This window comes from Streptomyces sp. NPDC058697, assembly GCF_042715345.1.
GTDB lineage: Bacteria > Actinomycetota > Actinomycetes > Streptomycetales > Streptomycetaceae > Streptomyces > Streptomyces liliifuscus.
The window spans coordinates 542,327-566,167 of the sequence record NZ_JBHXSU010000003.1; the positions used below are offsets into that span (position 1 = coordinate 542,327).

The following is a 23,841-nucleotide window of genomic DNA, read 5'->3' on the forward strand; positions in this document are numbered from 1 at the left end:
AGGTGAGGAGATGGTCGAATGACCGAGGGTCCCGTGGTGGGCACCCCCTACGGTGCCGTCCGAGGCCGTTACGAGAACGGCCTCGCCGTGTTCCGCGGCATCCCCTACGCCGCCCCTCCCTTCGGCCCCCGCCGCTTCCGGCCGCCCGTCCCGCCCGAGCCGTGGGACGGCGTGCGCGACGCGGGCGCCTTCGGGCCGACGCCGCCCAAGCCGCCGTACTCCGAGGCCTTCGCGAAGCTGCTCGCCGACCCGGTCGTGCCGGGCGACGACATCCTCAACCTGAACGTGTGGACGCCCGAGCCGGGCCCGGGCGCCCGCCTGCCCGTCATGGTGTGGATCCACGGCGGGGCGCTGACCCGCGGCTCGTCGGCGGTACCGGTGTACGACGGCCGGGCCTTCGCCCGCGACGGCCTGGTGTTCGTCTCCCTCAACTACCGCCTGGGCGTGGAGGGTTACGGCCTCTTCCCGGACGCCCCCGCCAACCCGGGCCTGCGCGACCAGCTCGCCGCGCTGGAGTGGGTGCGGGACGCGATCGCGGAGTTCGGCGGCGATCCGGATCGGGTGACCGTCTTCGGCGAGTCCGCAGGCGCGATCAGCATCGGCGCGCTGCTGGCGAGCCCGCGCGCCCGGGGCCTGTTCCGGCGGGCCGCGCTGCAGAGCGGCCCGCCCGAGGTGACGGAACGGGACAAGGTACGGCGCCTGGTGCGGCGTATGGCCACCCGGCTGAAGATCCCCGCGACCGCCGAGGCGTTCGCCGCCGTCGACCGGGCCGCCCTGGCCGAGGCACAGGCCGAGGCCGGCCGCCGTGCCAGCCCGGTCCTCGGGGGCCCCGCGTTCGGCATCGTCGTCGACGGAGACCTCGTGCCGCGCGACCCGCTGGAGGCGCTCCTCGACGGCGACGCGGCCCGGGACGTCGACCTGCTGCTGGGCTGGACCAGCGAGGAGTACCGGCTGTGGCTCGCGCCCACCGGCCTCCTGGAACGCATCGACCGGCTGGGCCCGGTCGCCCTGGCAGGCGCGATGGCCCGCTGCCGCTGCGGCCCCGAGGTCCCGCGCGGCTACCGGCTCGCCCATCCCGACGCGAGCACCGCCGACCTGGTCGGCCAGCTGGTCACCGACCATCTGCTCCGCGTACCGCTGCACCGCCTGGCGGACGCCCACCCGGCACCCTCGTACGTCTACGAGTTCGCCTGGCCCTCCAACGTCCCCGGCCTCGGTGCCTGCCATGCCCTGGAGCTCGGCTTCGTCTTCGACACGGCCGACGTGCCCGAGTCCGCGAAGCTCGCCGGGCCCGGGGCACCGCAGGCCCTCGCCGACGAGATGCACTCGGCGTGGGTACGGTTCGCCGTCGAGGGGGATCCCGGGTGGCCGGTGTGGGACGCCACGCATCCGGTACGGGTCTTCGGCGCGGGGGAGCCCTCGGTGGTGCACGGGCCCCGGGATCGCGAACTCGCCCTGTGGGAAGCGGAGTTCGTCGCCTCGGAGGCCGCGGGTGATCCTGCTGACCCTGCCGATCAGAAGACTCAGAAGACATCGAAGCCGGGTGCGGTGCCGTTGTCGGTCGTGCGGCGGCTTCGGAGGCCGGGAGGTGTGCGGCGGGGGTGACCACGGTGGGACCGTCCGCTCCTCACGGGGTGCGGATCCGCCCCGCCCAGCCGATTCCGCCGAGCAGGTGCTGCCGGAAGTCCGGATCCTCGTAGGCCTCCGAGGCGTGGCCGAGGGCGGTGTAGAAGACCCGGCCCGCGCCCTGTTCGCGGCACCACACAAGCGGATGGTCGTCCCCCATGCCGCCTCCGTCGTACGAGGACTCGTCGGCGGAGACGAGCACGCGCACCGCGTCGCGCGGGTTCGTGCGGAAGTCGTACCACTCGTCGGTGAACTCCCAGACAGCGGGCAGATGCCGGGTGGCGGGGTGGTCCCGGTCCTCCACCACCGCCTTGCCCGGCTGGTGGTCCGGGTGCCGTGCGAACCTGGCCCCGAGCAACTCGCCGTAGTAGGGCCAGTCGTACTCCGTACAGGCCGCCGCGTGCACCCCGACGAAGCCGCCGCCCGCCTCGACGTACGCGGCGAGATGCTCCCGGCCGGCCGGAGTCAGGATGTCGCCGCTGGTGGAGAGGAAGACGACGGCCGCGTACGGGCCGACGGGGGCGTCGAAGAAGTCGGGGGCCTCAGTCGCGTGGACGGTGAAGCCGTGCGCGGCCCCGAGCGACCGTACGGCGGCGATGCCGTCGGGTATCGACTCGTGGCGGTAGTCCGTGGTGCGGCTGTGGACGAGGATGCGGGGTTCTGGGCGCTGGGCTGCCATGGGATCCGACTCTAGGGCGCGCTGTCGCGCGGGCCGGAGGGCCGGAGGCGCAGGCAGGACTCCGAAATTTTCGGTCCGGCGGGCCGCTTGCTCAACCCGGCTCGCCTATCTTGATGTTGGGCCGGTCGCTCAACCCGACGCGCCCACCTCGTTGTTGGGCGCACCGTCGCCGACCGGGGGCAGGTCCCCGCGCTCGACCGGCTCGGTGGCGGCGGCGCCTTCGGGCGCCGGCGGCAGGAGGGCGGTCAGTTCGGCGGCGTCCGGATGGTGTGCCGCCTTCGCGGCCTCGCGCAGGACGGCGCGGTCCAGCCGTTCGGCGTCACCTACGACCCGGATCACATGACCGTCGCGCGGCACGGCGTACTCATGCCGGCCACCACCCTTCCGGTACCAGGCCTCCCCGTCGCGCTCACAGGCGACCGACCCGCCAGACCCCTGCCCCACCTGCGTCTCCGCGCAGTTCTCGGTGGTCAACGTGCCCCGGTCCACGAAGAGTTCGAACTGGGTGTGGGTCTTCTGGGAGAAGTACGCGGTGTGGAACCCGTCGCCCCCGAACACCCCCACCGACTGCTGGGCCACGGCGAACCCCGGGGCCTCGGTGACATAGACGAGCTCCGGCGCGACCCCCAAGGCCCGGGCACGCGCGGCGAGTTCGGCGGGATCGACGGGATCGGCGGGGGAGGCCGAACTGCCCGTGCCTGTGCCCGTGTCCGCCCCGGCCCCCGCCTCCTCTGTACCGCAGGAAACGAGCAACACGGGCAGGAGCAGCAACGGCAGGACACGCAGGGCACCCAGGTCACGCACGGCACGCATCATGGGTGCCATCCTGCCGCACGGGTGTTCACCAGCTGATCGCGGCCGCCACCGGCAGATGGTCGCTGCCGGTGGACGGCAGTACCCATGAGCTCCGCGGGTCCACGCCGCGGACCAGGATCTGGTCGATCCGTACGACCGGGAACCCCGCCGGCCAGCTGAAGCCGAAGCCGTCGCCGGCCGTTTCCTGGGCCGAGCGGAGCTGTGAGGTGAGGCCGGTGAACGCGCGGTCTTCCGTGGTGCCGTTCAGGTCGCCGAGCAGGATCACCCGCTCGTTGTTCTCGGCCGCGACGGCCTCGCCGAGTTTCCGCGCACCGTCGTCCCGCTGGCTCGTCGACAGGCCCGCCCTGGGGTTGACGCGTACGGAGCCCAGGTGGGCGACGTACACCGCCAGCGGTCCGTGGTCCGTGGCCACCGTGGTGCGCAGCGCCCGGGGCGTCGCCGCCTTCTCCTCGGCCGTCAGGTTCCTCGCCAGCGGTCCGGCCATGCCCAGCATCGCGACGTCGACCGTCCGGGTGTCCGACAGCGGCAGCCTGCTCCACAGCCCGACCGTGCCCTTCACCGTGTGGTACGGGTACGTCTTCGCCAGCTCCTTCTCGTACGCGCCCCGGGCCTGCGTGGTCAGCTCCTCCAGAGCCAGCACGTCGGCCCCGGAGGCGGCCAGGTCGCGGGCGGTGCCGGCCGGGTCGGGGTTGCCGGCGCCCACGTTGTGGCTGACCACGGTGAGGTCGCCGCCCGGGTGGGACTTGTCGTTGAGCACGCCGCCGAAGAGGTTCAGCCACACCGTGACCGGCAGCAGCAGCGCGACCACCGCCGAGGCGGAGCGGCGGCACAGCGCCCCGGCCAGCAGCACCGGGACGAACAGGCCGAACCACGGCAGGAAGGTCTCCACCAGGCTGCCGACGTTCTTCAACCCGTCCGGGATCCGCGCGTGCAGCAGCATGAGCAGGCCGAGGAACAGCGCCAGCGCCGCGAGCACCGGGCCGCGCTTCCAGGGCTCCGGCCGGGAGAGGGCGCGTACCGCCCGGCGGATGCCCGCGCGCCAGGCACCGGCGCCGCCACCCCGGCGGCCGGCGCCGCCCTCCTCGGCCTCCGCCGAGTCCCTCGCGTCGGCGGCCACGGTTTCCTGAGTGTCCTGCTGTGGGGTGGTCGTCATCGCGTGGCGGCTCCCGGTCGACCGGGTCGAGGTCGGCCACGGCCGGATCCTGCTCGTGCTGGTTCGCTTTCGCTGCGGGACATGCCCCCAGTCAAGGCGGCGTGGCGTTGCGGGCACGTATGCGGTTTTCGATATGTCGGCGATATGCCTCGGCTCGTAGCATCGAGCGTATGCGTGTGCTGATCGTCGAGGACGAGCCCTTTCTGGCGGAAGCCATCCGCGACGGTCTGCGCCTGGAAGCGATCGCGGCCGACCTCGCGGGCGACGGCGACACCGCTCTGGAACTGCTGAGCATCAACACGTACGACATCGCCGTCCTCGACCGCGACATCCCGGGCCCCTCCGGCGACGAGATCGCCAAACGCATCGTCGCCTCAGGCAGCGGCATGCCGATCCTCATGCTCACCGCCGCCGACCGGCTCGACGACAAGGCCTCCGGCTTCGAACTCGGCGCTGACGACTACCTCACGAAACCTTTCGAACTCCGGGAACTCGCGCTCAGGCTCAGGGCACTCGACCGCAGACGCGCCCACAACAGGCCGCCCGTGCGGGAGATCGCGGGTCTGCGCCTCGACCCGTTCCGCAGAGAGGTCTACCGCGACGACCGCTATGTCGCGCTCACCCGGAAGCAGTTCGCCGTGCTCGAAGTCCTGGTCGCCGCCGAAGGCGGTGCCGTCAGCGCCGAAGAGCTCCTGGAACGCGCGTGGGACGAGAACGCCGACCCGTTCACCAACGCCGTGCGCATCACCGTCTCGGCCCTGCGCAAGCGTCTCGGCGAACCCTGGATCATCGCCACCGTGCCGGGCGTCGGCTACCGCATCGACACACAACCGGAGGCCGGACACAGGGCAGGACACGAGACCGAAAATGGGGCCGGACATGGGGCCGGACACGGGGGAGGAGACCGTGGATAGGCGGCCCGGCATGAGCGTCCGCCTCAAACTCACCCTCAGCTACGCCGGATTCCTCATGGTTGCCGGCGCCCTGCTTCTCACGGCGGTGTGGGTGTTCCTCCTGCGCTATGTCCCCGACCGAGCGATGCTCATCAACCCCGATGACCGGCCCACCGGTGGTGTTTTCCCCATCCGGTCAGCCCTCCTGGACGTCTTCGCTCCGAGAGCGGCCGCGGTACTGGTGTTCCTGCTGGTGTTCGGCCTCGTGGGAGGGTGGATCCTGGCCGGCCGCATGCTCGCCCCGCTGACCCGCATCACGGACGCGACACGCACCGCCACGAACGGATCGCTCTCCCACCGGATCCGGCTGCCGGGCCGCAAGGACGAGTTCCGTGAACTCGCCGACGCCTTCGACGCGATGCTCGCCCGGCTCGAAGCCCACGTCGCCGAACAGCAGAGATTCGCGGCCAACGCCTCTCACGAGCTGCGCACCCCGCTGGCGGTCTCGAAGGCGCTTCTCGACGTGGCCCGCGCCGATCCGTACCGGGACGCCGGTGAAGTCATCGACCGCCTCCACGCCGTCAACACCCGGGCGATCGACCTCACCGAGGCACTGCTCCTGCTCAGCCACGCCGACCAGCGGTCCTTCAACCGGGAACACGTCGACCTGTCCCTCCTGGCGGAGGAAGCCACCGAGACGCTCCTGCCCCTCGCCGAGAAGCGTGGCGTCACCGTCGAGACCTCCGGCGAGATCGCGCCCGCCCTCGGATCGCACGCGCTCCTGCTGCAGCTGACCACGAACCTCGTGCACAACGCGATCGTCCACAACCTCCCCGAACACGGCACCGTGCGGGTCGACACCGGCGTGCGCCCCGACGCCGTGGTGCTCACGGTCGAGAACACCGGCGAGAAGCTCACCCCCCAACGGGCCTCGACACTCACCGAACGATTCCAGCGCGGCACCGAACGCGTACACACCGACCACGCAGGCGTCGGCCTCGGCCTGGCGATCGTCAAGACGATCACTCAGGCACACGACGGAACACTCACCCTCACCCCGCGCTCCGACGGCGGGCTCCACATCACGGTGGAACTGCCCGCCGCGGTCTCTGGCGCGAGCTGACCTGCTACGGACTACGGGCCGCGCTCAGGCCGGGCCGTCCCACAGCTCGGTGCTGTGCGCCCCGGTCAGTGACGCGACCCGGTCGACGACCTCCTCGGCCGGTAGCGGTCCGAGGCGGCGGCCGTCACGCAGCCGCAGTGCCACCCGGTCGTCCACGGCCTCCTTCGCGCCGATCACCGCCTGGTACGGAACCAGACGGGACGCCCGGACGCGGGCGCCCAGGCTGCCGCTCTCCGGGCCGGCGATCTCGGCCCGCAGACCCCGTTCGGTGCAGCGGCGGGCGAGGGAGACGGCGTTCGGGAGTTCCGCGTCCGAGATCGGCAGGATCACCAGCTGGGTCGGGGCGAGCCAGGGCGGGAAGGCACCGCCGTGCTGCTCGACGAGGTGCGCCACGGCACGCTCCACGCTGCCGATGATGCTGCGGTGGACCATGACCGGCCGGTGCCTGCCGCCGTCCGCGCCGATGTAGTGCAGGCCGAACCGCTCGGGCTGGTGGAAGTCGACCTGCACGGTGGACAGGGTGGACTCACGGCCCGCGCCGTCGGCGACCTGGACGTCGATCTTCGGACCGTAGAACGCGGCCTCGCCCTCGGCCGCCTCGTACGGCAGCCCCGAGCGGTCCAGGACCTCGGTCAGCAGCGCGGTGGACCGCCGCCACAGCTCGGGCGCGGCGACGTATTTGCCGCCGGGGCCCGGCAGGGACAGCCGGTACCGGACAGGCTTGATCCCGAGCGCCTCGTACGCCCGACGGATCATCTCCAGCGCCGCCCCCGCCTCGTCGGCCACCTGGTCCAGGGTGCAGAAGATGTGCGCGTCGTTGAGCTGGATCGCCCGTACGCGGGTGAGACCGCCGAGTACGCCGGACAGCTCGGAGCGGTACATGCCGCCCAACTCCGCCATTCTGAGCGGGAGTTCGCGGTAGCTGTGGGAGCGGGAACGGTAGATCACCGCGTGGTGGGGACACAGGCTCGGGCGCAGCACGACCTGCTCCGAGCCCAGTTGCATCGGCGGGAACATGTCCTCGCTGTAGTGCGACCAGTGCCCCGAGATCTCGTACAGCTCCCGCTTGCCGAGCACCGGCGAGTACACGTGCCGGTAGCCGGCCCGCCGTTCCTCGCCGCGGATGTACTCCTCCAGGGTGTGCCGTACGGTCGCGCCGTCGGGCAGCCAGTACGGCAGCCCCGCGCCGATCAGCGGATCGGTGTCGAACAGGTCCAGCTCACGGCCGAGCCTGCGATGGTCGTGACGGTCGCCGTGATCCTGGCCGTGGCTGCTGCCGCTGTGATTGCCGGCGTGGTTGCCGGTGTGGTTGTCGTTCATGGTTGCGGTCTCCTCGTGGACGGGAAGATGTCCGGGCGAGTGACCGGGTGGTACGCCGAAGCCCCGGGGCACTCGCCCCGGGGCTTCGGACTGGCTCATGAGTCAGCGCGCCGGGACACTCTCCGGCGTCGTCGTCATATGGGCGCGCTTCATGAGGGGGACGGTAGCAACGGGGTGGGGGAGTGCGCGCGGGGTTTTTCCTGCTGCCGAGTGGCCCGTTACCCTGCGGACGCGTGCCGTCCGCCCCTCCGCCGTCCCCGCCGACGCCTGGTCACCGGGATCACGAGCAGCACCAGCAGGGTCAGCGCGGCAGCGATCGGCCACCAAGTACGCGATAGGGAGCCCTTGTTGGCTGCGTTCTCCGTACGGGTGACCCTTGGGTCGGCCGACCCGGCGGCTGCGCGGGCGGTCGCCGACGGGCTCGCGGTGGTGGCGGTGGTCAGGACGACGTCGTTGCCGTCGCCGCCCCGGTAGCTGATCCGGTACTTGGTCTTCCCCACCGCCACCGTGGCACCGTCCTTCAGCCCGGTGAACGTACCGGTCGTCTTCGCCTTGCCTGCGTGGTCGATGAGCGTGACCGTCTTCGAGGAAGTGACCGACTTGGCATCCAGCTTCCCCGCCAGCGTCACCTTGCCGCCGACCTTCAACGCCTCACCGCCTACGACGAGTTGACCGCCCGAGCGCTGCGTGTAGTCCCCGGTCACCGTCATCCCGCCCGAGACCTTGCCCGTACTGGTCACCGAGCCGACGACCGTGCCCCTGCCGGACAGGGAGGTGGACAGATCCAGCGCCGCGCCGGGCGCCTTGCGGACGTCGAGCCGCGCGCCGGAGGTCGTCAGGCGGATCGCCCTGCTGCGGGCCAGGCCCGTCCCGTCGAGCGCGAGCGTGCCCTTGGTGACGGTCGTCGTCCCGGTGTACGCCACCGCCGTGCCCGTCAGCGTGGTCGTCGCCGCACCCGACTGCGTGAGCGAGCCGCTGCCGCTGATCCGGGACAGGACCAGCGGCTTGGAGGTGTTGCGCAGCACCAACGAGCCGTCGTTGACCACCTTGTAGAGGTCGCCCTTGGTGTACAGCCCGCCGTCGCCTCCCGCCTTTCCGCTGCCCAGCCGCAGGACCGCGCCCCTCTGGACGGTCGTTGAGCCGTTGTAGTACTGGACGGCGGCGAAGGTGACGTCGTTGCCCCTGGTCCCCTTGACGACCACGTCCCCGGCACCGGGCGCGGACAGCGTGTCGTGGAACCGGCCGCCGCCTATGGGCGCGCCGAGCGTCACGGGCCCGTTGTAGTCGAAGGTGAGCAGCGAACGGGATCTGGCGGCAAGCAGGTTGATGTAGACCGTCTCGGCCGTCCCCGGCATGAAGATCCTGCTGGTGGTCCCGTCGCCCCACTGGACGTTGGCCCCCTTGATGTTGGTGCCGCGCTTGTTGACGTTCTTCGTCGCGGGCCGCCAGTTGAGCGCCGGGTCGCTGAGCGTGGGGTTGGTGTCGCCGCCCTGGTCCGACCAGCTGTACTGGCCGGTGAGTACGACCTTGCTGCCGGGCCGGGACTGGACGTTGATGTCGCTGCCGTACTCCCGCTGGTAGAAGTTCTGCCGCAGGGTGACCGTCTGGCCGAGCGGGGTGTCGACGGTCCAGGTGCCCTGGTTGAGGATGGCGCGGGCGTTCGGCAGGGACACGGGGTACTCGGACTTGCCCGCGTCCATCGCCGTGCCGTTGTCGATCACTCCGGTGAACGGGTGCGTGCCCGCGATGTCGAGCTTGCCCCACATGAACCGCGGCTGGCTGACCAGCCCCGAACCGCTGATCGTGCCGAGGTTGAAGGTCCGTACGAGCGAGAGCCGCAGTGTCCCGTCGACCTTGATGTTGAGCTGGTTCAACTGGTAGCCCGGGGTGTTGTACGGGAAGTGCCCGATCAGACCCGCGCCGCCGCCCGTTCCGTACTGGAGGGTCGCCCCGCGCTCGACGGTGATCGCGGGCGGGTCCGGGTTGCTCACGGTGGTGTACGGGTGGTTGCCGCCCTGGGTGGCGACGCGCTGCCGCTGCCTGGACTTGGGCAGCGTGAAGTCGCTGTCCTTGGTGAGGACCAGGGTGCCGGAGCCGCGCACGGTGAGCGTGCCCTCGCCCCGGAACACCCCGTCGTACGTGGTCTCCCCGGCCGGTACGGTCACCACGGTGTCGCCGCTCAGCGTCACGTCCCGGTCGGCGAGCACCGCCGCCGTGACGTCCTTCGCCCCGGCGGGCGCCGCAACCGCGGCCGGTGCTGCCACGACTCCTGCCACGACTCCTGCCACGACTCCTGCCACGACTCCTGTCGCGACGACGAAGGCGAGCGCCCCGCCGACTCCCGCCGCCCGTACGCGGATACCTGCTGCCCGTCGACGAATCCCTGTCGCCCGTACGCCAATCCCTGCCGCCGGTACGCGGATGTTCTTGTTCACGTCCGTGGAGACGGGCGTGGCCCGGGGCCGATAACAGAAACTTCGGTCGCAAAAATTTCGCTCCCCGGATCGCTCCCGATCCGTTGACCTCCCCGGAACGCGCCCTTACGGTTTCGGCGTTTCTTAATGTCAGATGTTGTTCGAAATTGTGAACATGAGCGTGGAGGGGCACACGCATGAGCCGCAATGACGTCGACCCGTCCGAAGTCCCCAGCCGCAGACTCCTCCTGAAGGGCGCCCTGGCCGCGGGCGCTCTCACGGCCGTACCCGGGGTCGCCGAGGCCGCCGCCGACGGGGCCGGACCAGGCGGCCGGTACGCCAACCCGCTCGTCCGCAACCGCGCCGACCCGCACATCCACCGACACCGGGACGGCCACTACTACTTCACGGCCACGGCCCCCGAGTACGACCGGATCATCCTGCGCCGCTCCCGGACCCTGCGCGGGCTGACCGGGGCCGCCGAGTCCGTGATCTGGACGAAGCACGCGAGCGGTGACATGGGCGCGCACATCTGGGCGCCGGAGATCCACCACATCGACGGCAAGTGGTACGTCTACTTCGCCGCCGCGCCCGCGAACGACATCTGGGCCATCCGCATCTGGGTGCTGGAGAACGCGAGCCGCGATCCCTTCCGCGGGGAGTGGGTCGAGAAGGGCCAGTTGAAGACCGCTTGGGAGACCTTCTCCCTCGACGCCACCACCTTCACCCACCGGGGCACCCGCTATCTCGCCTGGGCCCAGCACGAGCCCGGCATGGACAACAACACCGCCGTCTGGCTGTCCGAGATGGCCGATCCGCTGACCCTGACGGGACCTCAGGTCCGGCTCACCACACCGGAGTTGCCGTGGGAGGTGATCGGCTACAAGGTCAACGAGGGCCCGTCGGTCATCAAGCGCAACGGCCGTGTCTTCATGTCGTACTCGGCGAGCGCCACCGACTTCAACTACTGCATGGGCCTGCTGACCGCCGACGCCCACAGCGACCTCATGGACCCGGCCAACTGGTCCAAGTCGCCCACACCGGTCTTCACCAGCAACGACACCACCAAGCAGTACGGCCCAGGCCACAACAGCTTCACCGTCGCCGAGGACGGCCGCACCGACGTCCTCGTCTACCACGCCCGCCAGTACAAGGACATCGTCGGCGACCCGCTGAACGACCCCAACCGGCACACCCGCATTCAACGGCTCGGCTGGAAGCCCGACGGTACCCCCGACTTCGGCATCCCCGTGGCCGACACCTCGAAGGAGAGTGTCTGAGATGAGACGTGCGTACGCGGTACTCCTCGCCCTCTGTCTCGCGCTGGCCGGCGCCCTCGCCACGGCCGGTCCGGCCCAGGCGGCGCCCCAGACCGTCACCAACGGCACCCAGTTCACGGACACCGGCGGCAACGCCCTGCACGCACACGGCGGCGGGGTCATCAAGGTCGGCTCGTACTACTACTGGTTCGGCGAGAACCGGAACACCGACAACACCTTCAGGTACGTGGACGCCTACCGCTCGACGGACCTGAAGAACTGGGAGTTCCGCAACCACGTCCTCACCGAGGCGAGCGACCCGGAGCTGGCGACCGCGAACATCGAGCGGCCGAAGGTCATGTACAACGCGTCCACCGGCAAGTTCGTGATGTGGATGCACAAGGAGAACGGCGTCGACTACGGCGAGGCCCGCGCGGCGGTCGCCGTGTCGGACACGGTCGACGGCAACTACTCCTGGCAGGGCAGCTTCCGGCCGCTCGGCACGCACATGTCCCGTGACATCACGGTGTTCGTGGACACCGACGGCGCCGGATACATGATCTCGGCGGCCCGCGAGAACTACGACCTCCAGATCTACCGACTGACCGCCGACTACACGGGCATCGCGAGCCTGGTCGCGGACCCCTGGCACGGCGGCCACCGCGAGGCCCCGGCGCTCTTCAAGCGCAACGGCGTCTACTTCATGCTCACTTCGGGCGCGACGGGCTGGAACCCCAACCAGCAGCAGTACGCCACGGCGACCTCGATCGCGGGCCCGTGGACGGCCATGACCAACGTCGGCGACTCGACGACCTACGGCTCGCAGACCGCGTACGTCCTTCCCATACAGGGGAGTTCGGGCACCTCGTACCTCTACATGGGCGACCGCTGGGGCAACGCGTTCGGCGGCACGGTCAACGACTCCCGTTATGTGTGGCTGCCGTTGACGTTCCCGAGCTCGACCACGATGTCCATGTCCTGGTCACCGGAGGTCACCGTCGACACGACCGCCGGGACGGTCACCGGCACGAGCGCCACCTACAACACGCTGATCGCCCGCAACTCCGCCAAGTGCGCCGACGTGACCAGTCAGTCGCTGTGGGCGGGTGCCCAGATCAAGCAGTACACCTGCAACGGCGGCAACAACCAGAAGTACTGGTTCAAGTCCCTGGGCAGCGGCTACTACCAGCTGAACGTGCGCAACAGCTCCCTGTGCGTGCAGGAGAACGCCAACACCGTCACCCAGGAGAACTGCAGCTCCACCGCGACCAACCAGCAGTGGTCGCTCACCACCAGCGGTTCCTACGTGACCATCACGTCCCGCGCGAGCGGCGAGTGCCTGGACGTGAACGGCGCTTCCACCGCCGACTCCGCCGCGATCATCACGTACACGTGCAACGGCGCGACCAACCAGCAGTGGACCCGAGGGACTTGAGGGCCTTGAGGGGAATTGAGGAGTCGCGTTGAGACGCACGACGATCACCCTGCTGGCCACGCTGACCATCGCCACGGCCCTGTCCGTGATCCCGGCCCAGGCACACGGCCGCGGCACAGGGATGGGCACGGGGATGGGCACGGGAACGGGCCTGGGAATGGAGAACTGCACCGCGACGGCATGTCACTTCGACGTCACGCCGGGCACGTACGACGTGCGTGTCCGGCTCGGCGGTGACACCGCGGCGAGCACCGGCATCATCGGAGAGTCGCGCCGCACCCTGCTCGCAGAGACGCTCACCGGGGCGGGCGAGCCGGTCACCCGCACCTTCACCGTGAACGTCCGCACCCCCGAGGGCGAACCCACCGGAGCCGAGGGCACGCCCGGCCTCGACCTGGTCGTCGGCGGCTCGGCACCCGCACTCGCCGACATCCGGGTCACTCCGGCCGCCGCCCGGCACACCCGGCAGATCTTCCTGGTCGGCGACTCCACGGTCTGCGACCAGCCGGGCGACCCCTACTCCGGCTGGGGCCAGCAACTCCCGCAGTACCTCCGCAAGGGTGTCTCGGTCGCCAACTACGGGGATTCCGGGGAGAGTACGGTCACCTACCTCGCCGATCCACGGCTCTTCGCGACCGTCCAGCCGCTGATCCGCAAGGGCGACCTCGTCCTCGTCCAGCTCGCCCACAACGACAAGCAGACCGACGAGGCGACGTACCGCGCGAACCTCGAAACGCTCGTCGCGGGCGTACGGGACAAGGGTGGCCGTCCGGTTCTGGTCACCCCCATCGTCCGCCGCTGGTTCAACAGCGACGGCACGCTCAACAACGGTACGGCCCTGCTGGTGAACGGCCTCGGTGTCGACCACCCTGCCGTCACCCGCTCGGTCGCCGCAGCCCAGGACGTGCCGCTCATCGACCTCACGGCCAGGACGAAGGCACTGGTCGAGTCGCTGGGTGTCGAGGGCTCCAAGGCGCTCTACCTCTACAACGAGAAGAGGGACAACACCCACACCTCCGCGTACGGCGCGACGGCGTACGCGCAACTCGTCCGCGACGAACTCCTTGCCCAACACCTGGTGCCCGAGCGCCTGTTGAGGTGAGCTGGACCCCTGGGGCGTCCCGTCCGGAACCGGGGCGTCCCAGGTACCACCCGTTCCACCGAGCGAGACAGGAAGCCCGACCGATGTCCGCAGGCCCCGCAGGTCCCGCAGGAGTCCCTGAGGACCGCATCCTCAGCCCGCACACCGGGTACACGCGCGCCCACTGGGAGGCGGCGGCCGACTCCCTGCTCGCGGCCGTGGAACCGTACGCGACCGAGGACCGCGCCCTCTACCACCTGCCCGGCGACCACACGAGCTGGTCGGGCCGCCTCTCCGACGGCCTGGAGGGATACGCCCGTACGCTGATGCTGGCCGCCTTCCGCCGCGACGAGAAGGCCCTGGAGCGGTACGCCGAAGGCCTCGCAGCCGGAACCGCGGGCATCTGGCCCCGCATCCAGGACCGCAGCCAGCCCCTCGTCGAGGCCGCCTCCATCGCCCTCGCCCTCCGCATCACCCGGCCCCTCCTCTGGGACCGCCTCGACGACGGCGTACGACAGCGGGCCGCCGCCTGGCTCGGCGACGCGCTGACGGCCGAACCCTGGCCCTGCAACTGGGAGTTGTTCCCGGTGACGGTCGGCGGCTTCCTCGAAGAGATCGGGTACGAGCCCACGCTGTCCCGTGCCGCCATCGACCGGGGCCTCGACCGCATCGAGCAGTGGTACGTCGGCGACGGCTGGTACACCGACGGCGACGGACGCGCCTTCGACTACTACAACGGCTGGGCCATGCACCTGTACCCGGTGCTGCACGCCTGGCTGGCCGACGACGAGCGGCTGCTGGACCTCTACGGCGGCCGTCTCTCGGCCCATCTCGCCGACTACGCCCGCCTGTTCGGGGGCGACGGCGCCCCGATGCACCAGGGCCGCTCACTGACGTACCGCTTCGCGACGACCGCCCCCCTCTGGCTCGGCGCGCTCACCGGCCGTACGCCCCTGTCGCCGGGCGAGACACGGCGACTGGCGTCCGGCGCGCTCAAGTACTTCCTCGACCGGGGAGCCGTGGACGACCACGGCCTGCTGACCCTCGGCTGGCACGGCCCCAACTCGGCCGTCCTGCAAGGCTATTCGGGCCCCGCCTCCCCGTACTGGGCGAGCAAGGGCTTCCTCGGCCTGCTGCTCCCGCCGGACCACGAGGTGTGGACGGCGACAGAGGAGCCCCGACCGGCGGAACGGGCGGACGAGTCCCACCCCGTCGGCCCGCCCAACTGGCTTCTCCAGTCGACGAGTTCGGACGGTCTGGTCCGCCTCCACAACCACGGCAGCGAGGACGTCCGCTACGACCCGTACTACACGCGCCTCGCGTACTCGACGGTGACGACACCCTCACCGTCGTACGACAACAGCGTGATCGTCGGGGACGATCCGAGCCGCAGCGGCATCGAGCCGCTCGGCGTGGGCGACGGCTGGGTGGCGTCCCGGCACACGACGGCCTCCGGCGCCCGCGTCACAAGCCTTGTGCTGGCCGAGGGCGCGGTGGAGGTACGGGCGTTCCGGGTGTCGGGCGCGCCAGAGGGGACGGCGGTACGGGTCACGGGATGGGCGGCGGGGGAGAGCGGCGCGCGTGCCGAACTCCAGCCAGTCCACGGCCTGTTGAGTGCGTCCGACGGCTTGACCGGTGCCACGGCCACCGCCGACACCGTCTTCGTCGCGCTCGCCCGTCTCACCGCCGAGCCGGAGCCGGTTCCGCTGGATGAGTCGGTGGCCGTGACCGTCGTGGACGGGACGGACGAGATCCACGTCCGCTGGAGCGGCGGGCGCGAGGTGCGGGCCCGGCTGGACGACGGGGCGGTCGAGGTCGGCACCGGGCGGCCGGGCGCCTGAGCGCGCGGGTCACAGGCGTCGGTTCTGGGGCAGCCGGGTGATCTCGACGAACACGGCCACGGTCACCGCCGTTGCCGGAGCGAAGACGGCGAACTCCTCCCAGTGGGAATCGCCGAGACCCGGCAACTTCGCGGACAGGAGCCGGACGAGACCCCAGCCGACGGCCCACGAGATCAGGAAGGCGGGCCAGCGGTGCCGTACACCCTTGATCACGTCGTCGAGCGTGGCCACCCATAGGACGACCGTCATGATCGACGGCGTCAGGACGTCGTCGTCCGGGGTGAACACCGCGAAGAGGGCCCCCACAGCCACCGCGAACAGCCACGACTGCACCAGGGGCAGCGCCGCGGCAGGACGGCGTGGCATGTCCCGGGGCAGCCAGAAGAACCGCCGCACGCTCCGGACGAAACCGTGCTTCCCGCTGCCGGCCATCGCACCGACCTCCCCGTTCGCCGCGCGCACTGGTGCTGGCAGTGGTTGAGACGGCTCAGCCCCGTCAGGGGTTGCACGGACGGGATGGCTCCGCCTCAGGGTTCGAGGCGGGCGAGGGTGACCTGGTGCGTTTCCTCACCCGGATCACCCGGATTACCGGGACCGCTGGGACCGCCGGGCAGGACCACGGGGACCGTCGGGCCGGACCACCGGGACCGTCGGGCAGGACCACCGGGACCGTCGGGCAGGAGCCCGGAATTGTTCGGCGAGTGCCGAAGCGTTCCGCCCCTAGCGTTGCCGTATGACCACGTCCGAAGCACCCGCCGCCACGCCCACGGCCTCAGGGGACGACACCCCGGCCACCGACGACCGCGACCCTGCCCAAGCCCTCACCGCCATGGTCGACCACGTCCTCGCCCTGGCCGCGACCTGGACCGCCTGGGACGGGACGCCCGCCCATGTCGACGACCGTGTCTACACCCCGCACAAGGCCGTCCGTCGGGTCGCCGACCACCTGGTCGACCACCTCGCCGAACTGGAGGCCAGGCTCGTCGGCGAGCGCCCGCTGCCCGACCACTGGCATGCCTCCGCGACCACCACACCGGCCGATCTCGCGCCCTTCACCCAGGAGGACCTGGACGAGGCCCGCAGCAGGCTCGGCCGGCTGGCCCGGATCTGGGCGAACCGGTTGTCCGCGCTCACCGAGGAACAGCTCGACCACTCGCCCGGCGACGGGTGGACCTTCCGCCAACTCGCCTTCCATCTCACGGGATCCACGTACTACGCCGACGCCGTGGGCGACCTGGGCGACCTGGGCGGCACGACGTGACCGCCTTCGCCGCACTCCACCACGCCGACACCCCGCTGCTGCTCCCCAACGCCTGGGACCACGCCTCGGCGGCGGCCCTGGCCGCCCAGGGCTTCGCAGCGGTCGGCACGACCAGCCTGGGAGTGGCCGCGGCCGCCGGACTGCCCGACGGGGCGGCGGCGACCCGCGACGCGACCCTGAACCTGGCCCTGGCGCTGGGCAACGGCCCGTTCCTCCTCTCGGTCGACACCGAGGGCGGCTTCAGCGACGACCCGGACGAGGTCGCCGGGGTGGCCCGCGAACTGGCCGCCGTAGGAGCCGTGGGCATCAACCTGGAGGACGGCCGCCCCGACGGCACCCTGGCACCCGTCGAACTCCACGCGGCGAAGATCGCGGCGGTGAAGTCCGCCGTACCGGGCCTGTTCGTGAACGCCCGGACCGACACCCACTGGCTGGGCGACGACGACGGCGGCCGTGACACGGGCGTCGACGGCGGTGACATGGACAACACGAGCCGCCGTCTCGACGCCTATCAACAGGCGGGCGCCGACGGGGTGTTCGTCCCGGGCCTCTCCGAACCGGCCCGGATCACCGCCCTGCTGAAGACCCTGGACGTTCCCCTCAACATCCTCTACTCGCCCACGGGCCCGACCGTGCCCGCCCTCGCCGACCTGGGCGTACGCCGTATCAGCCTCGGCTCGCTCCTCTATCGCAGGGCCCTGGGCGCGGCGGTGGAGACGGCTGCCCTGATCCGCGCGGGCCGGCCCGTCGAGGGGCCCGCACCGACGTACGGCGAGGTGCAGGCGCTCGTACGGCCCGGCTCCCAACGGCCGGACACCCTTGGGCGACCCTGGTAGCGTTGATGTTTTCGTGGGTATAGAACCCTGTGGACTCCGACCGGCGAGGAACCGAGGGACCGAGGAACCATGGACATGGAGATCCCCGGCGACAAGCGACTGGCGGCCGCCGTCGTGATGCACGAAGGCCGTGTGCTGTTGGTGCGCCGCAGCGAGACCGAGCGGTTCCTGCCCCTGGTGTGGGGCGTTCCCTGCGGAAAACTGGAGCCCGGCGAGAGTCCCGAGGACGGTGTGCTGCGGGAGCTCAAGGAAGAGACGGGCCTTCTCGGCGAGGTCGTCCGGAGGGTCGGCGAATCGTCGTTCGTGAGTGAGTACCAGGGCCACGAGATCAAGAACTGGCAGGAGAACTTCCTGGTCAGGCCCCTCTCCTGGCACATCACCCTGCAGAAGCCGGATCAGCGGTACGTCTGGCTGAGCCCCGCCGAGCTGCACAGCGTCGACATCGACGCGTACAACCTGGACATCGTCCAACAGGCCCTCACGAGCACCTGACTCCTCACGAGCCTCTGGCCCTCACGAGCACCTGACTCTCACGTGCTTCTGAGCAGCTCCGCCAGCGCGTCGAGTTCGGCCAGATAGTCGGCCACGTCGAGTGGCACCTTCGGCACCGACCCCGGATGCGGTCCCGCCGCCGTGAACACGTCGGTGTGCTCACGGCGTCCGCTCCCCGTCTCCAGGAAGAGCGTCACCGTCGGCTCGGCCGTGTTGCACCACGCCCGGTGCAGGGTGTGCGCGGGCAGGGCGTAGGTGCTGCCGGCCGCGTACTCCGCGACCTGCGTGAGGTGCAGCCGGGCCGGACCCGTCGGCTCCAGGAGCCAGTCGGCCGACTCGTCCGCCAGGGACTCCCGGTAGCGGTCCGCCTCGATGTCACCGCTCTCCCGAGGCGCGTACAGCTCCATCGCCAGCCGCCCCCGTACGACGTAAGAGGCAAGCGGGGAACGGTGGTTGTGGATGTCCTCCTTGCCGATCGCCCCGCGTCCCGCATGCCACAGATGGGCGCGCAGCATGTGGTGCGGGCCGCCGTCGATGAGCAGGAGCTTGTCGAAGCCGAGGACATGGCGGTACGACAGGCGGGCGCAGCCGTCCGGGTCGCCCTCACCGGAGGCGAGTTCGGCGGTCAGCTCCAACAGGCGGTCGGGGGAACCCAGTTCGGCAACGACCGAGCGGGCCGCCAACACCCGTTCGTGCTCGGGCAGTTCGCCGTCCAGCGCCTCGGCGAGCAGCCTCCGTGCCGCCAGGACCTGCCGACCACCCATGCACGCTTCTCCTGTCTCAGCCATTCGGTTGGTATACCCATACGGCATGCGCCCGCAGCGCCGAAAGACCCTGATAGGTCATCCACATGGGGCGGCGCAGCTCGCTGGCGTCGTCGCGGACCCACGTCCATATGCCGTCCGTCTGTCCCGCCCACACCGCGCTCACCGCGCCGTTCAGCCGCTCCCGCCACTCCTCCTCCAGGCCGTCCTCGCGCGCGATGTCCCGGGCGCCGGGGGTGAGCAGGGCGCGGACGACCCAGGAGGCCGTGAAGTGCCGTACGTTCAGGACCTCGTGGCGGGACGGGTCGTCGGTGCGGGGCCTGCGCACCTCCTCCCGGAGGTTGGCCAGATCGAGGCAGGCGTCGTGCGGGGCGTCCGGGCAGGCGAGCAGCCAGCGCACCCCGTCCTCACGGGCCGCGCGGCCGTTGGCGCTCTCGCCGCCCAGCACCCGGGCCGCACGGTCCAGGGCGACCACGGCCTGTGCGGTGTGCAGCGGCGACGGCGGGCCGTGGAAGGGCGCGAGCCGGTAGCCCCAGCAACGCCGGTGCTGGCGACGCGGATCGGTGACCGCGCCCTCGACCAGCGCGTCCCGCAGCAGCGGCAGCGCGTCCGAACCGGGCGCGGCACGCAGCAGACCGCGCAGCACGGTCGTCACGACATGCGTCAACTCCCGCCCGGCACGGTCCAGTTCATGGGTGAAGCCCGCCTCGCAGACCGCCACCTCGGCCGCCAGCCGCTCCCGCGAGGCCCCCGCCCGGGCCAGCGCGCCCAGCACCAGGGCGGTCACCTCCGGGCGGGCCTGGGAGCCCTGCGAGCGCGCCGACCAGCCGCCGTCTGGCAGCCGCAGCCGCCACAGTGTGTCCACCAGGTCGCCCGCGCCGATCCGGCCTTCGGGCATCCCGAGGTCGAGCATGATGTGCAGGCCGTACGCGGTGCCCACCGAGGTGGGCCGGCCGGGGCCGCTCTCGCCGAGGGAGTGCGCCCATCCCGTGAGCCGCCCGCGGACCGGGTCGTCGACCACGCAGACCTGTTCGGCGAGGGTGTCGTACGCGGCGGAGAAGAGCGCGGGGAGCGGTCCCGGCCCCGACATGGCCACGGCGTTGGCCGTCAACTGCCCGGTCGGCACAGGGGAGTTGTCCGTGTCCGCGTACCGGGACCGGAGCAGCGCCGCCGACAGCCAGGCCGCGACGGCTGTGGCGAGTCCGCTCACGACAGCGATCGCGTACCGCGCGGACTCCCCGTCGATACTGTCCGGCAGCACCCCGACCAGGGACTGGAACACCGCGTAGCCGGCGGCTGCGCAGCCCAAACCGCCCAGCCAGCGCACTATGCGCGCGGGGCGCGGGCCATGGGGCAGGTGCGGATCGGGGTCCGGCCTGGACGGGCCGCGTCGGAGCTGCTGTTGGGACACTGCGCGCTCCCTCCCCCAGGGCGGCACCTGAAACCGGCGAAGTTTCCAGTCTAAGTGGTCAGGGGGGCACCTGGGGTAGGGCAACTCAAGGGCAACTCATGGGTGAAAGGCGCGTGTTCGCCGCTATGGTGCGCTCGTCCTCGGCCAGTTCTCCAGCAGCACGTGCAGGGCGTCGATCGTCCGGTTCCAGGACGTCTGTACGTCACGGGGGGCGCCGAAGCCGCCGGAGGCCTCCAGGGCGCAGTAGCCGTGGAAGGTGCTCCTCAACAGGCGGACGGCATCGGTGAGATCGGGTTCGTCGAGTCCGTACGCGCGGAGCATCCCGTACGTGACCTCGGCGGTCCTGGCGAAGGCGGGGGAGGCGGCGACGAGGGTCTGGTCGATACGGATCTGGGTGGCCGCGTACCGTCCCGGCCGCTCCAGCGCGTACTCCCGGTAGGCGTCGGCGAAAGCGGCCAGGGCGTCCTTGCCCGCGCGCCCGGCCACCGCCGTGGAGATCCGGTCGATCATCTCGCCGCCCGCGAGGAGGGCGACCCGGGTGCGCAGGTCGTGCAGGCTCCTGACGTGCGAGTACAGGCTCGCGTCCTTCACACCGAACCGCCGGGCCAGCGCGGACAGCGTGACGCTCTCGAAGCCGACCTCGTCCGCGAGATCGGCGGCGGCCTCGACGAGCCGGTCGGCCGTGATCCCGGCACGGGCCATCAGCAACCATCTCCTAGGGGTCCAAGCCAAAAACCTGGAGATGGTAGCAAGGCGACGGATCCCGGCCTCCGGTGGCCGGGCGGTCAGGCCACGACCGGCTGCTTCACGCGGTGACCTTGGCGATGAACGCGCCGAGGTTCGCGACGGTGCGCTGGATCTTCTCCTCCAGGGTGAGCGACTCGGGGAGCCGCGCGCCGACGCCCGCGTCCTTCCTGCCCCGCACGTACAGCGGGCAGGCGAGGTCGCTGCACATGTAGGCGCCCACGGAGTTGCCCTGCTGCCCGGCCTTGCCCGCCTTCGCGGCGACCAACAGCGAGACGCCCCCGGTGTGCGTGGTCAGGCATATCGAGCACATGCTGCGCCGCGTCTGCCAGGAAGCGGCACCGGCGCCGCGCAGCGCGAGCGCCACCGGGCGGCCGTCCAGCTCGGTGGCGAGGTAGGCACGGTCGGGGGCCTGGGGGTCGCGCCAGCCGAGGAAGTCCAGCTCGTCCCAGGGCTGTTCGGCCAGGTCGCGGGGGACGGAGAGGCGCTTCGACTCGCCCTTGGTGCAGTTCACGAACGCTGTACGGATCTCTTGCTCGGTCAGCGGCTTCATGAGAGCCAGGCTAATTTGCCTAAAGGTGTTAGGCAAATGCATAATGATTGTCGGCAAGAGGGAGGATGGTTATGGTTCGAGTAGGGCTGACCACGGAGCGCCTGACCCGGGCGGGGGCGGAGCTGGCCGACGAGGTGGGCTTCGACCAGGTGACCGTCTCGGAGCTCGCCCGGCGCTTCGACGTCAAGGTCGCGAGTCTGTACTCGCACGTGAAGAACTCGCACGACCTCAAGACCCGGATCGCCCTGTTCGCGCTGGAGGAGCTGGCCGACCGGGTCGCCGCCGCCCTGGCCGGGCGGGCCGGCAAGGACGCCCTGATCGCGTTCGCCGATGCCTACCGCGACTACGCCCGGGAGCACCCCGGCCGCTACGACGCCGCCCGGTTCAGGCTCGACCCCGAGACGGCGGCCGCCAGCGCCGGAGTGCGGCACGCGCAGATGACCCGGGCGATCCTGCGCGGCTACGACCTGACGGAGCCGGACCAGACGCATGCGGTCCGGATGCTGGGCAGCGTCTTCCACGGCTACGTGAGCCTGGAGATGGCCGGAGGCTTCAGCCACACCGCCGTCCCCTCGCAGGAATCCTGGGCCTGGACCCTGGACTCCCTCGACACCCTGCTGCGCACCTGGACCACGACGTGAGGCGATGAACGAGGCCATGAACGAAGCAATGAACGAGGCCATGAACACCGAACACGACTGGATCACCACACCCGTCACCGCGGACTTGCTGCGCGGATTCCTGGACCTGGAACCGACCGCACACGGGCTGCTGCCCCACCGCCTGCCCGCCTGGGCCCGCCGCCAGATCCCCGACGACCGACTCGCCGTGGCCGAGGCGCAGCCCTCCGGCGTACGGCTGGTCTTCCGTACCCGTGCCACCGTCGTCGAACTGGACACCCTGCCCACCAAGCGGGTCTACCGAGGCTTCCCGGCCCCGGCGGACGGTGTGTACGACCTGCTGGTCGACGGCCGCCTCGCCGCCCAGGCCACGGTGGCCGGCGGCAACGTACGCACGATCGTCGACATGGTCACGCAGGCCGCCGAACTGACCGAGGGGCCCGTCGGCACCGCCCGGTTCGCCGAACTGCCCGCGCGTGACAAGGACATCGAGATCTGGCTTCCGCACACGGAGATCACCGAGCTGATCGCCCTGCGCACCGATGCTCCCGTCGAGCCGGCGCTGGACCGCGGCCGCAAGGTGTGGCTACACCACGGCAGTTCCATCAGTCACGGCTCGAACGCCACGCACCCGACGGCCATTTGGCCGGCCCTGGCCGCGAGTCGGGGCGGGGTGGAGCTGGTCAACCTGGGCTTCGGCGGCAGCGCGCTGCTCGATCCGTTCACCGCGCGTGCGATGCGGGACACCCCCGCGGACCTGATCAGCCTCAAGATCGGCATCAACGTCGTCAACGCCGACGCGATGCGCCTGCGTGCCTTCACCCCGGCGGTCCACGGCTTCCTGGACACCATCCGAGAGGGGCAGCCGACCGCACCACTGCTGGTCGTGTCCCCCATTCTGTGCCCGGTCCAGGAGGACACCCCCGGCCCCCTCGCGCCCGAACTCGACGGCGGGACCCTGCGGTTCAGGGCCACGGGCGATCCCGCCGAACGCGCCGCCGGGCGTCTGACGCTCAACGTCATCCGCGACGAACTCGCCCGGGTCGTCGAACAACGGACGGCCGACGACCCGAACCTGTACTACCTCGACGGCCGTGACCTCTACGGCGAGAAGGACCACGACGAGTTCCCGCTGCCCGACGCGGTCCACCCCGACCCCGCGGGCCACCGCCGCATCGGCGAGAACTTCGCACGGCTCGCGTTCGGCGAAGGCGGCCCCTTCGCCGCCAGGACCGGCTGACCTGGTCCACCAGGACCGGCTGACCTGGGCAACCGCCCGCGGATCCGGTGGCGGGAGGGATCACTTCCGGTCACCACTCAATGGATCAAGCCAAAGATCAACCGAAGTTCGCTCGGGATCTTCACCTTTCCTTTTCAAATGTCCAAGATCAACGCTAAGTTCCCCCTTTGTTTGACGCATCCGCGTCAACGAATAGGGGAGGACAGTGAACATCCACAGATCCGGGGGCGGTCCCAGACGTACTGGGCTGATACACCCGAGCGGCAGACGCACCCTGCGC

At 70.8% G+C, this 23,841-nt stretch carries 22 protein-coding genes; 12 read left to right on the forward strand and 10 right to left on the reverse strand.

All coding sequences use genetic code 11. The annotated features are described in order from the left end of the window. The first annotated feature begins 18 nt into the window (after positions 1-18). Positions 19-1,605 carry a carboxylesterase/lipase family protein gene (locus tag ACFWXQ_RS10200; protein WP_383942353.1) on the forward strand — a complete coding sequence of 529 codons (1,587 nt, stop codon included), beginning with the start codon at positions 19-21 and terminating at the stop codon, positions 1,603-1,605. A 22-nt stretch (positions 1,606-1,627) separates the two neighbouring features. On the opposite strand, the gene ACFWXQ_RS10205 is transcribed toward ACFWXQ_RS10200, so the two are convergent. From ACFWXQ_RS10205 to ACFWXQ_RS10215, 3 genes are all read right to left on the reverse strand, one after another. Further along, positions 1,628-2,305 (reverse strand): ThuA domain-containing protein, encoded by a 678-nt coding sequence (locus ACFWXQ_RS10205; protein WP_383942349.1) that lies wholly within the window; start codon positions 2,303-2,305, stop codon positions 1,628-1,630. Positions 2,306-2,434: 129 nt separating this feature from the next. After that, the gene (locus ACFWXQ_RS10210; protein WP_383942346.1) at positions 2,435-3,121 is read right to left on the reverse strand and encodes a hypothetical protein; all 687 of its coding nucleotides are present in this window, start codon (positions 3,119-3,121) and stop codon (positions 2,435-2,437) included. A 25-nt stretch (positions 3,122-3,146) separates the two neighbouring features. Next, positions 3,147-4,274, reverse strand: a complete 1,128-nt coding sequence (locus ACFWXQ_RS10215; RefSeq protein WP_383942343.1) for an endonuclease/exonuclease/phosphatase family protein — start codon at positions 4,272-4,274, stop codon at positions 3,147-3,149. A 170-nt stretch (positions 4,275-4,444) separates the two neighbouring features. Here ACFWXQ_RS10215 and ACFWXQ_RS10220 point away from each other — a divergent pair, with 170 nt between their 5' ends. Together ACFWXQ_RS10220 and ACFWXQ_RS10225 are read left to right on the forward strand one after the other, a co-directional pair. Beyond that, positions 4,445-5,188, forward strand: coding sequence for a response regulator transcription factor (locus ACFWXQ_RS10220; RefSeq protein WP_383942340.1), 744 nt, complete (start codon positions 4,445-4,447; stop codon positions 5,186-5,188). A gap of 10 nt (positions 5,189-5,198) precedes the next feature. Continuing rightward, positions 5,199-6,290, forward strand: coding sequence for a sensor histidine kinase (locus ACFWXQ_RS10225; RefSeq protein WP_383942337.1), 1,092 nt, complete (start codon positions 5,199-5,201; stop codon positions 6,288-6,290). A gap of 24 nt (positions 6,291-6,314) precedes the next feature. On the opposite strand, the gene thrS is transcribed toward ACFWXQ_RS10225, so the two are convergent. Beyond that, on the reverse strand, positions 6,315-7,610 hold the full coding sequence (thrS, locus tag ACFWXQ_RS10230) for a threonine--tRNA ligase (RefSeq protein WP_383942334.1): 1,296 nt from the start codon (positions 7,608-7,610) through the stop codon (positions 6,315-6,317). A gap of 218 nt (positions 7,611-7,828) precedes the next feature. Beyond that, on the reverse strand, positions 7,829-9,898 hold the full coding sequence (locus ACFWXQ_RS10235; protein WP_383942421.1) for an autotransporter: 2,070 nt from the start codon (positions 9,896-9,898) through the stop codon (positions 7,829-7,831). A 323-nt stretch (positions 9,899-10,221) separates the two neighbouring features. Between ACFWXQ_RS10235 and ACFWXQ_RS10240 the strand changes: the two genes are divergently transcribed. From ACFWXQ_RS10240 to ACFWXQ_RS10255, 4 genes are all read left to right on the forward strand, one after another. Beyond that, on the forward strand, positions 10,222-11,304 hold the full coding sequence (locus ACFWXQ_RS10240; protein WP_383942331.1) for a family 43 glycosylhydrolase: 1,083 nt from the start codon (positions 10,222-10,224) through the stop codon (positions 11,302-11,304). A gap of 1 nt (position 11,305) precedes the next feature. Continuing rightward, complete coding sequence (locus tag ACFWXQ_RS10245) at positions 11,306-12,718, forward strand: RICIN domain-containing protein (RefSeq protein ID WP_383942328.1); 1,413 nt, start codon at positions 11,306-11,308, stop codon at positions 12,716-12,718. 28 nt (positions 12,719-12,746) lie between these two features. Continuing rightward, on the forward strand, positions 12,747-13,820 hold the full coding sequence (locus ACFWXQ_RS10250) for a rhamnogalacturonan acetylesterase (protein ID WP_383942325.1): 1,074 nt from the start codon (positions 12,747-12,749) through the stop codon (positions 13,818-13,820). Between the two features lie 83 nt (positions 13,821-13,903). Beyond that, on the forward strand, positions 13,904-15,640 hold the full coding sequence (locus tag ACFWXQ_RS10255) for a DUF2264 domain-containing protein (RefSeq protein WP_386267944.1): 1,737 nt from the start codon (positions 13,904-13,906) through the stop codon (positions 15,638-15,640). Positions 15,641-15,649: 9 nt separating this feature from the next. Here the strand turns inward: ACFWXQ_RS10255 and ACFWXQ_RS10260 are convergent, their stop codons facing one another. Beyond that, positions 15,650-16,072 carry a hypothetical protein gene (locus ACFWXQ_RS10260; protein WP_383939486.1) on the reverse strand — a complete coding sequence of 141 codons (423 nt, stop codon included), beginning with the start codon at positions 16,070-16,072 and terminating at the stop codon, positions 15,650-15,652. Between the two features lie 301 nt (positions 16,073-16,373). Here ACFWXQ_RS10260 and ACFWXQ_RS10265 point away from each other — a divergent pair, with 301 nt between their 5' ends. From ACFWXQ_RS10265 to ACFWXQ_RS10275, 3 genes are all read left to right on the forward strand, one after another. Then, positions 16,374-16,901: a hypothetical protein gene (locus ACFWXQ_RS10265; RefSeq protein WP_383939483.1), complete on the forward strand. Its 528-nt coding sequence runs from the start codon at positions 16,374-16,376 to the stop codon at positions 16,899-16,901. Beyond that, positions 16,898-17,737 (forward strand): isocitrate lyase/phosphoenolpyruvate mutase family protein, encoded by an 840-nt coding sequence (locus ACFWXQ_RS10270; protein WP_383939480.1) that lies wholly within the window; start codon positions 16,898-16,900, stop codon positions 17,735-17,737. The genes ACFWXQ_RS10265 and ACFWXQ_RS10270 overlap by 4 nt, the downstream gene beginning before the upstream one ends. 69 nt (positions 17,738-17,806) lie before the next feature. Continuing rightward, the gene (locus tag ACFWXQ_RS10275) at positions 17,807-18,229 is read left to right on the forward strand and encodes an NUDIX hydrolase (RefSeq protein WP_383939477.1); all 423 of its coding nucleotides are present in this window, start codon (positions 17,807-17,809) and stop codon (positions 18,227-18,229) included. A gap of 38 nt (positions 18,230-18,267) precedes the next feature. Here the strand turns inward: ACFWXQ_RS10275 and ACFWXQ_RS10280 are convergent, their stop codons facing one another. The 4 genes from ACFWXQ_RS10280 to ACFWXQ_RS10295 all read right to left on the reverse strand — a co-directional run bounded on the left by ACFWXQ_RS10280 (position 18,268) and on the right by ACFWXQ_RS10295 (position 21,701). Beyond that, positions 18,268-18,993 (reverse strand): hypothetical protein, encoded by a 726-nt coding sequence (locus ACFWXQ_RS10280; protein WP_383939474.1) that lies wholly within the window; start codon positions 18,991-18,993, stop codon positions 18,268-18,270. Positions 18,994-19,009: 16 nt separating this feature from the next. After that, a complete protein-coding gene (locus tag ACFWXQ_RS10285) occupies positions 19,010-20,404 on the reverse strand; it encodes a hypothetical protein (protein WP_383939471.1) in 1,395 nt (464 codons plus the stop codon). Between the two features lie 123 nt (positions 20,405-20,527). Beyond that, the gene (locus ACFWXQ_RS10290; protein ID WP_383939468.1) at positions 20,528-21,106 is read right to left on the reverse strand and encodes a TetR/AcrR family transcriptional regulator; all 579 of its coding nucleotides are present in this window, start codon (positions 21,104-21,106) and stop codon (positions 20,528-20,530) included. A gap of 103 nt (positions 21,107-21,209) precedes the next feature. Continuing rightward, a complete protein-coding gene (locus ACFWXQ_RS10295) occupies positions 21,210-21,701 on the reverse strand; it encodes an FBP domain-containing protein (RefSeq protein ID WP_383939466.1) in 492 nt (163 codons plus the stop codon). Positions 21,702-21,772: 71 nt separating this feature from the next. Between ACFWXQ_RS10295 and ACFWXQ_RS10300 the strand changes: the two genes are divergently transcribed. Further along, positions 21,773-22,342 (forward strand): TetR/AcrR family transcriptional regulator, encoded by a 570-nt coding sequence (locus tag ACFWXQ_RS10300; protein ID WP_383939462.1) that lies wholly within the window; start codon positions 21,773-21,775, stop codon positions 22,340-22,342. Positions 22,343-22,382: 40 nt separating this feature from the next. After that, positions 22,383-23,561: a GDSL-type esterase/lipase family protein gene (locus tag ACFWXQ_RS10305; RefSeq protein WP_383939493.1), complete on the forward strand. Its 1,179-nt coding sequence runs from the start codon at positions 22,383-22,385 to the stop codon at positions 23,559-23,561. Positions 23,562-23,841: the final 280 nt, after the last annotated feature.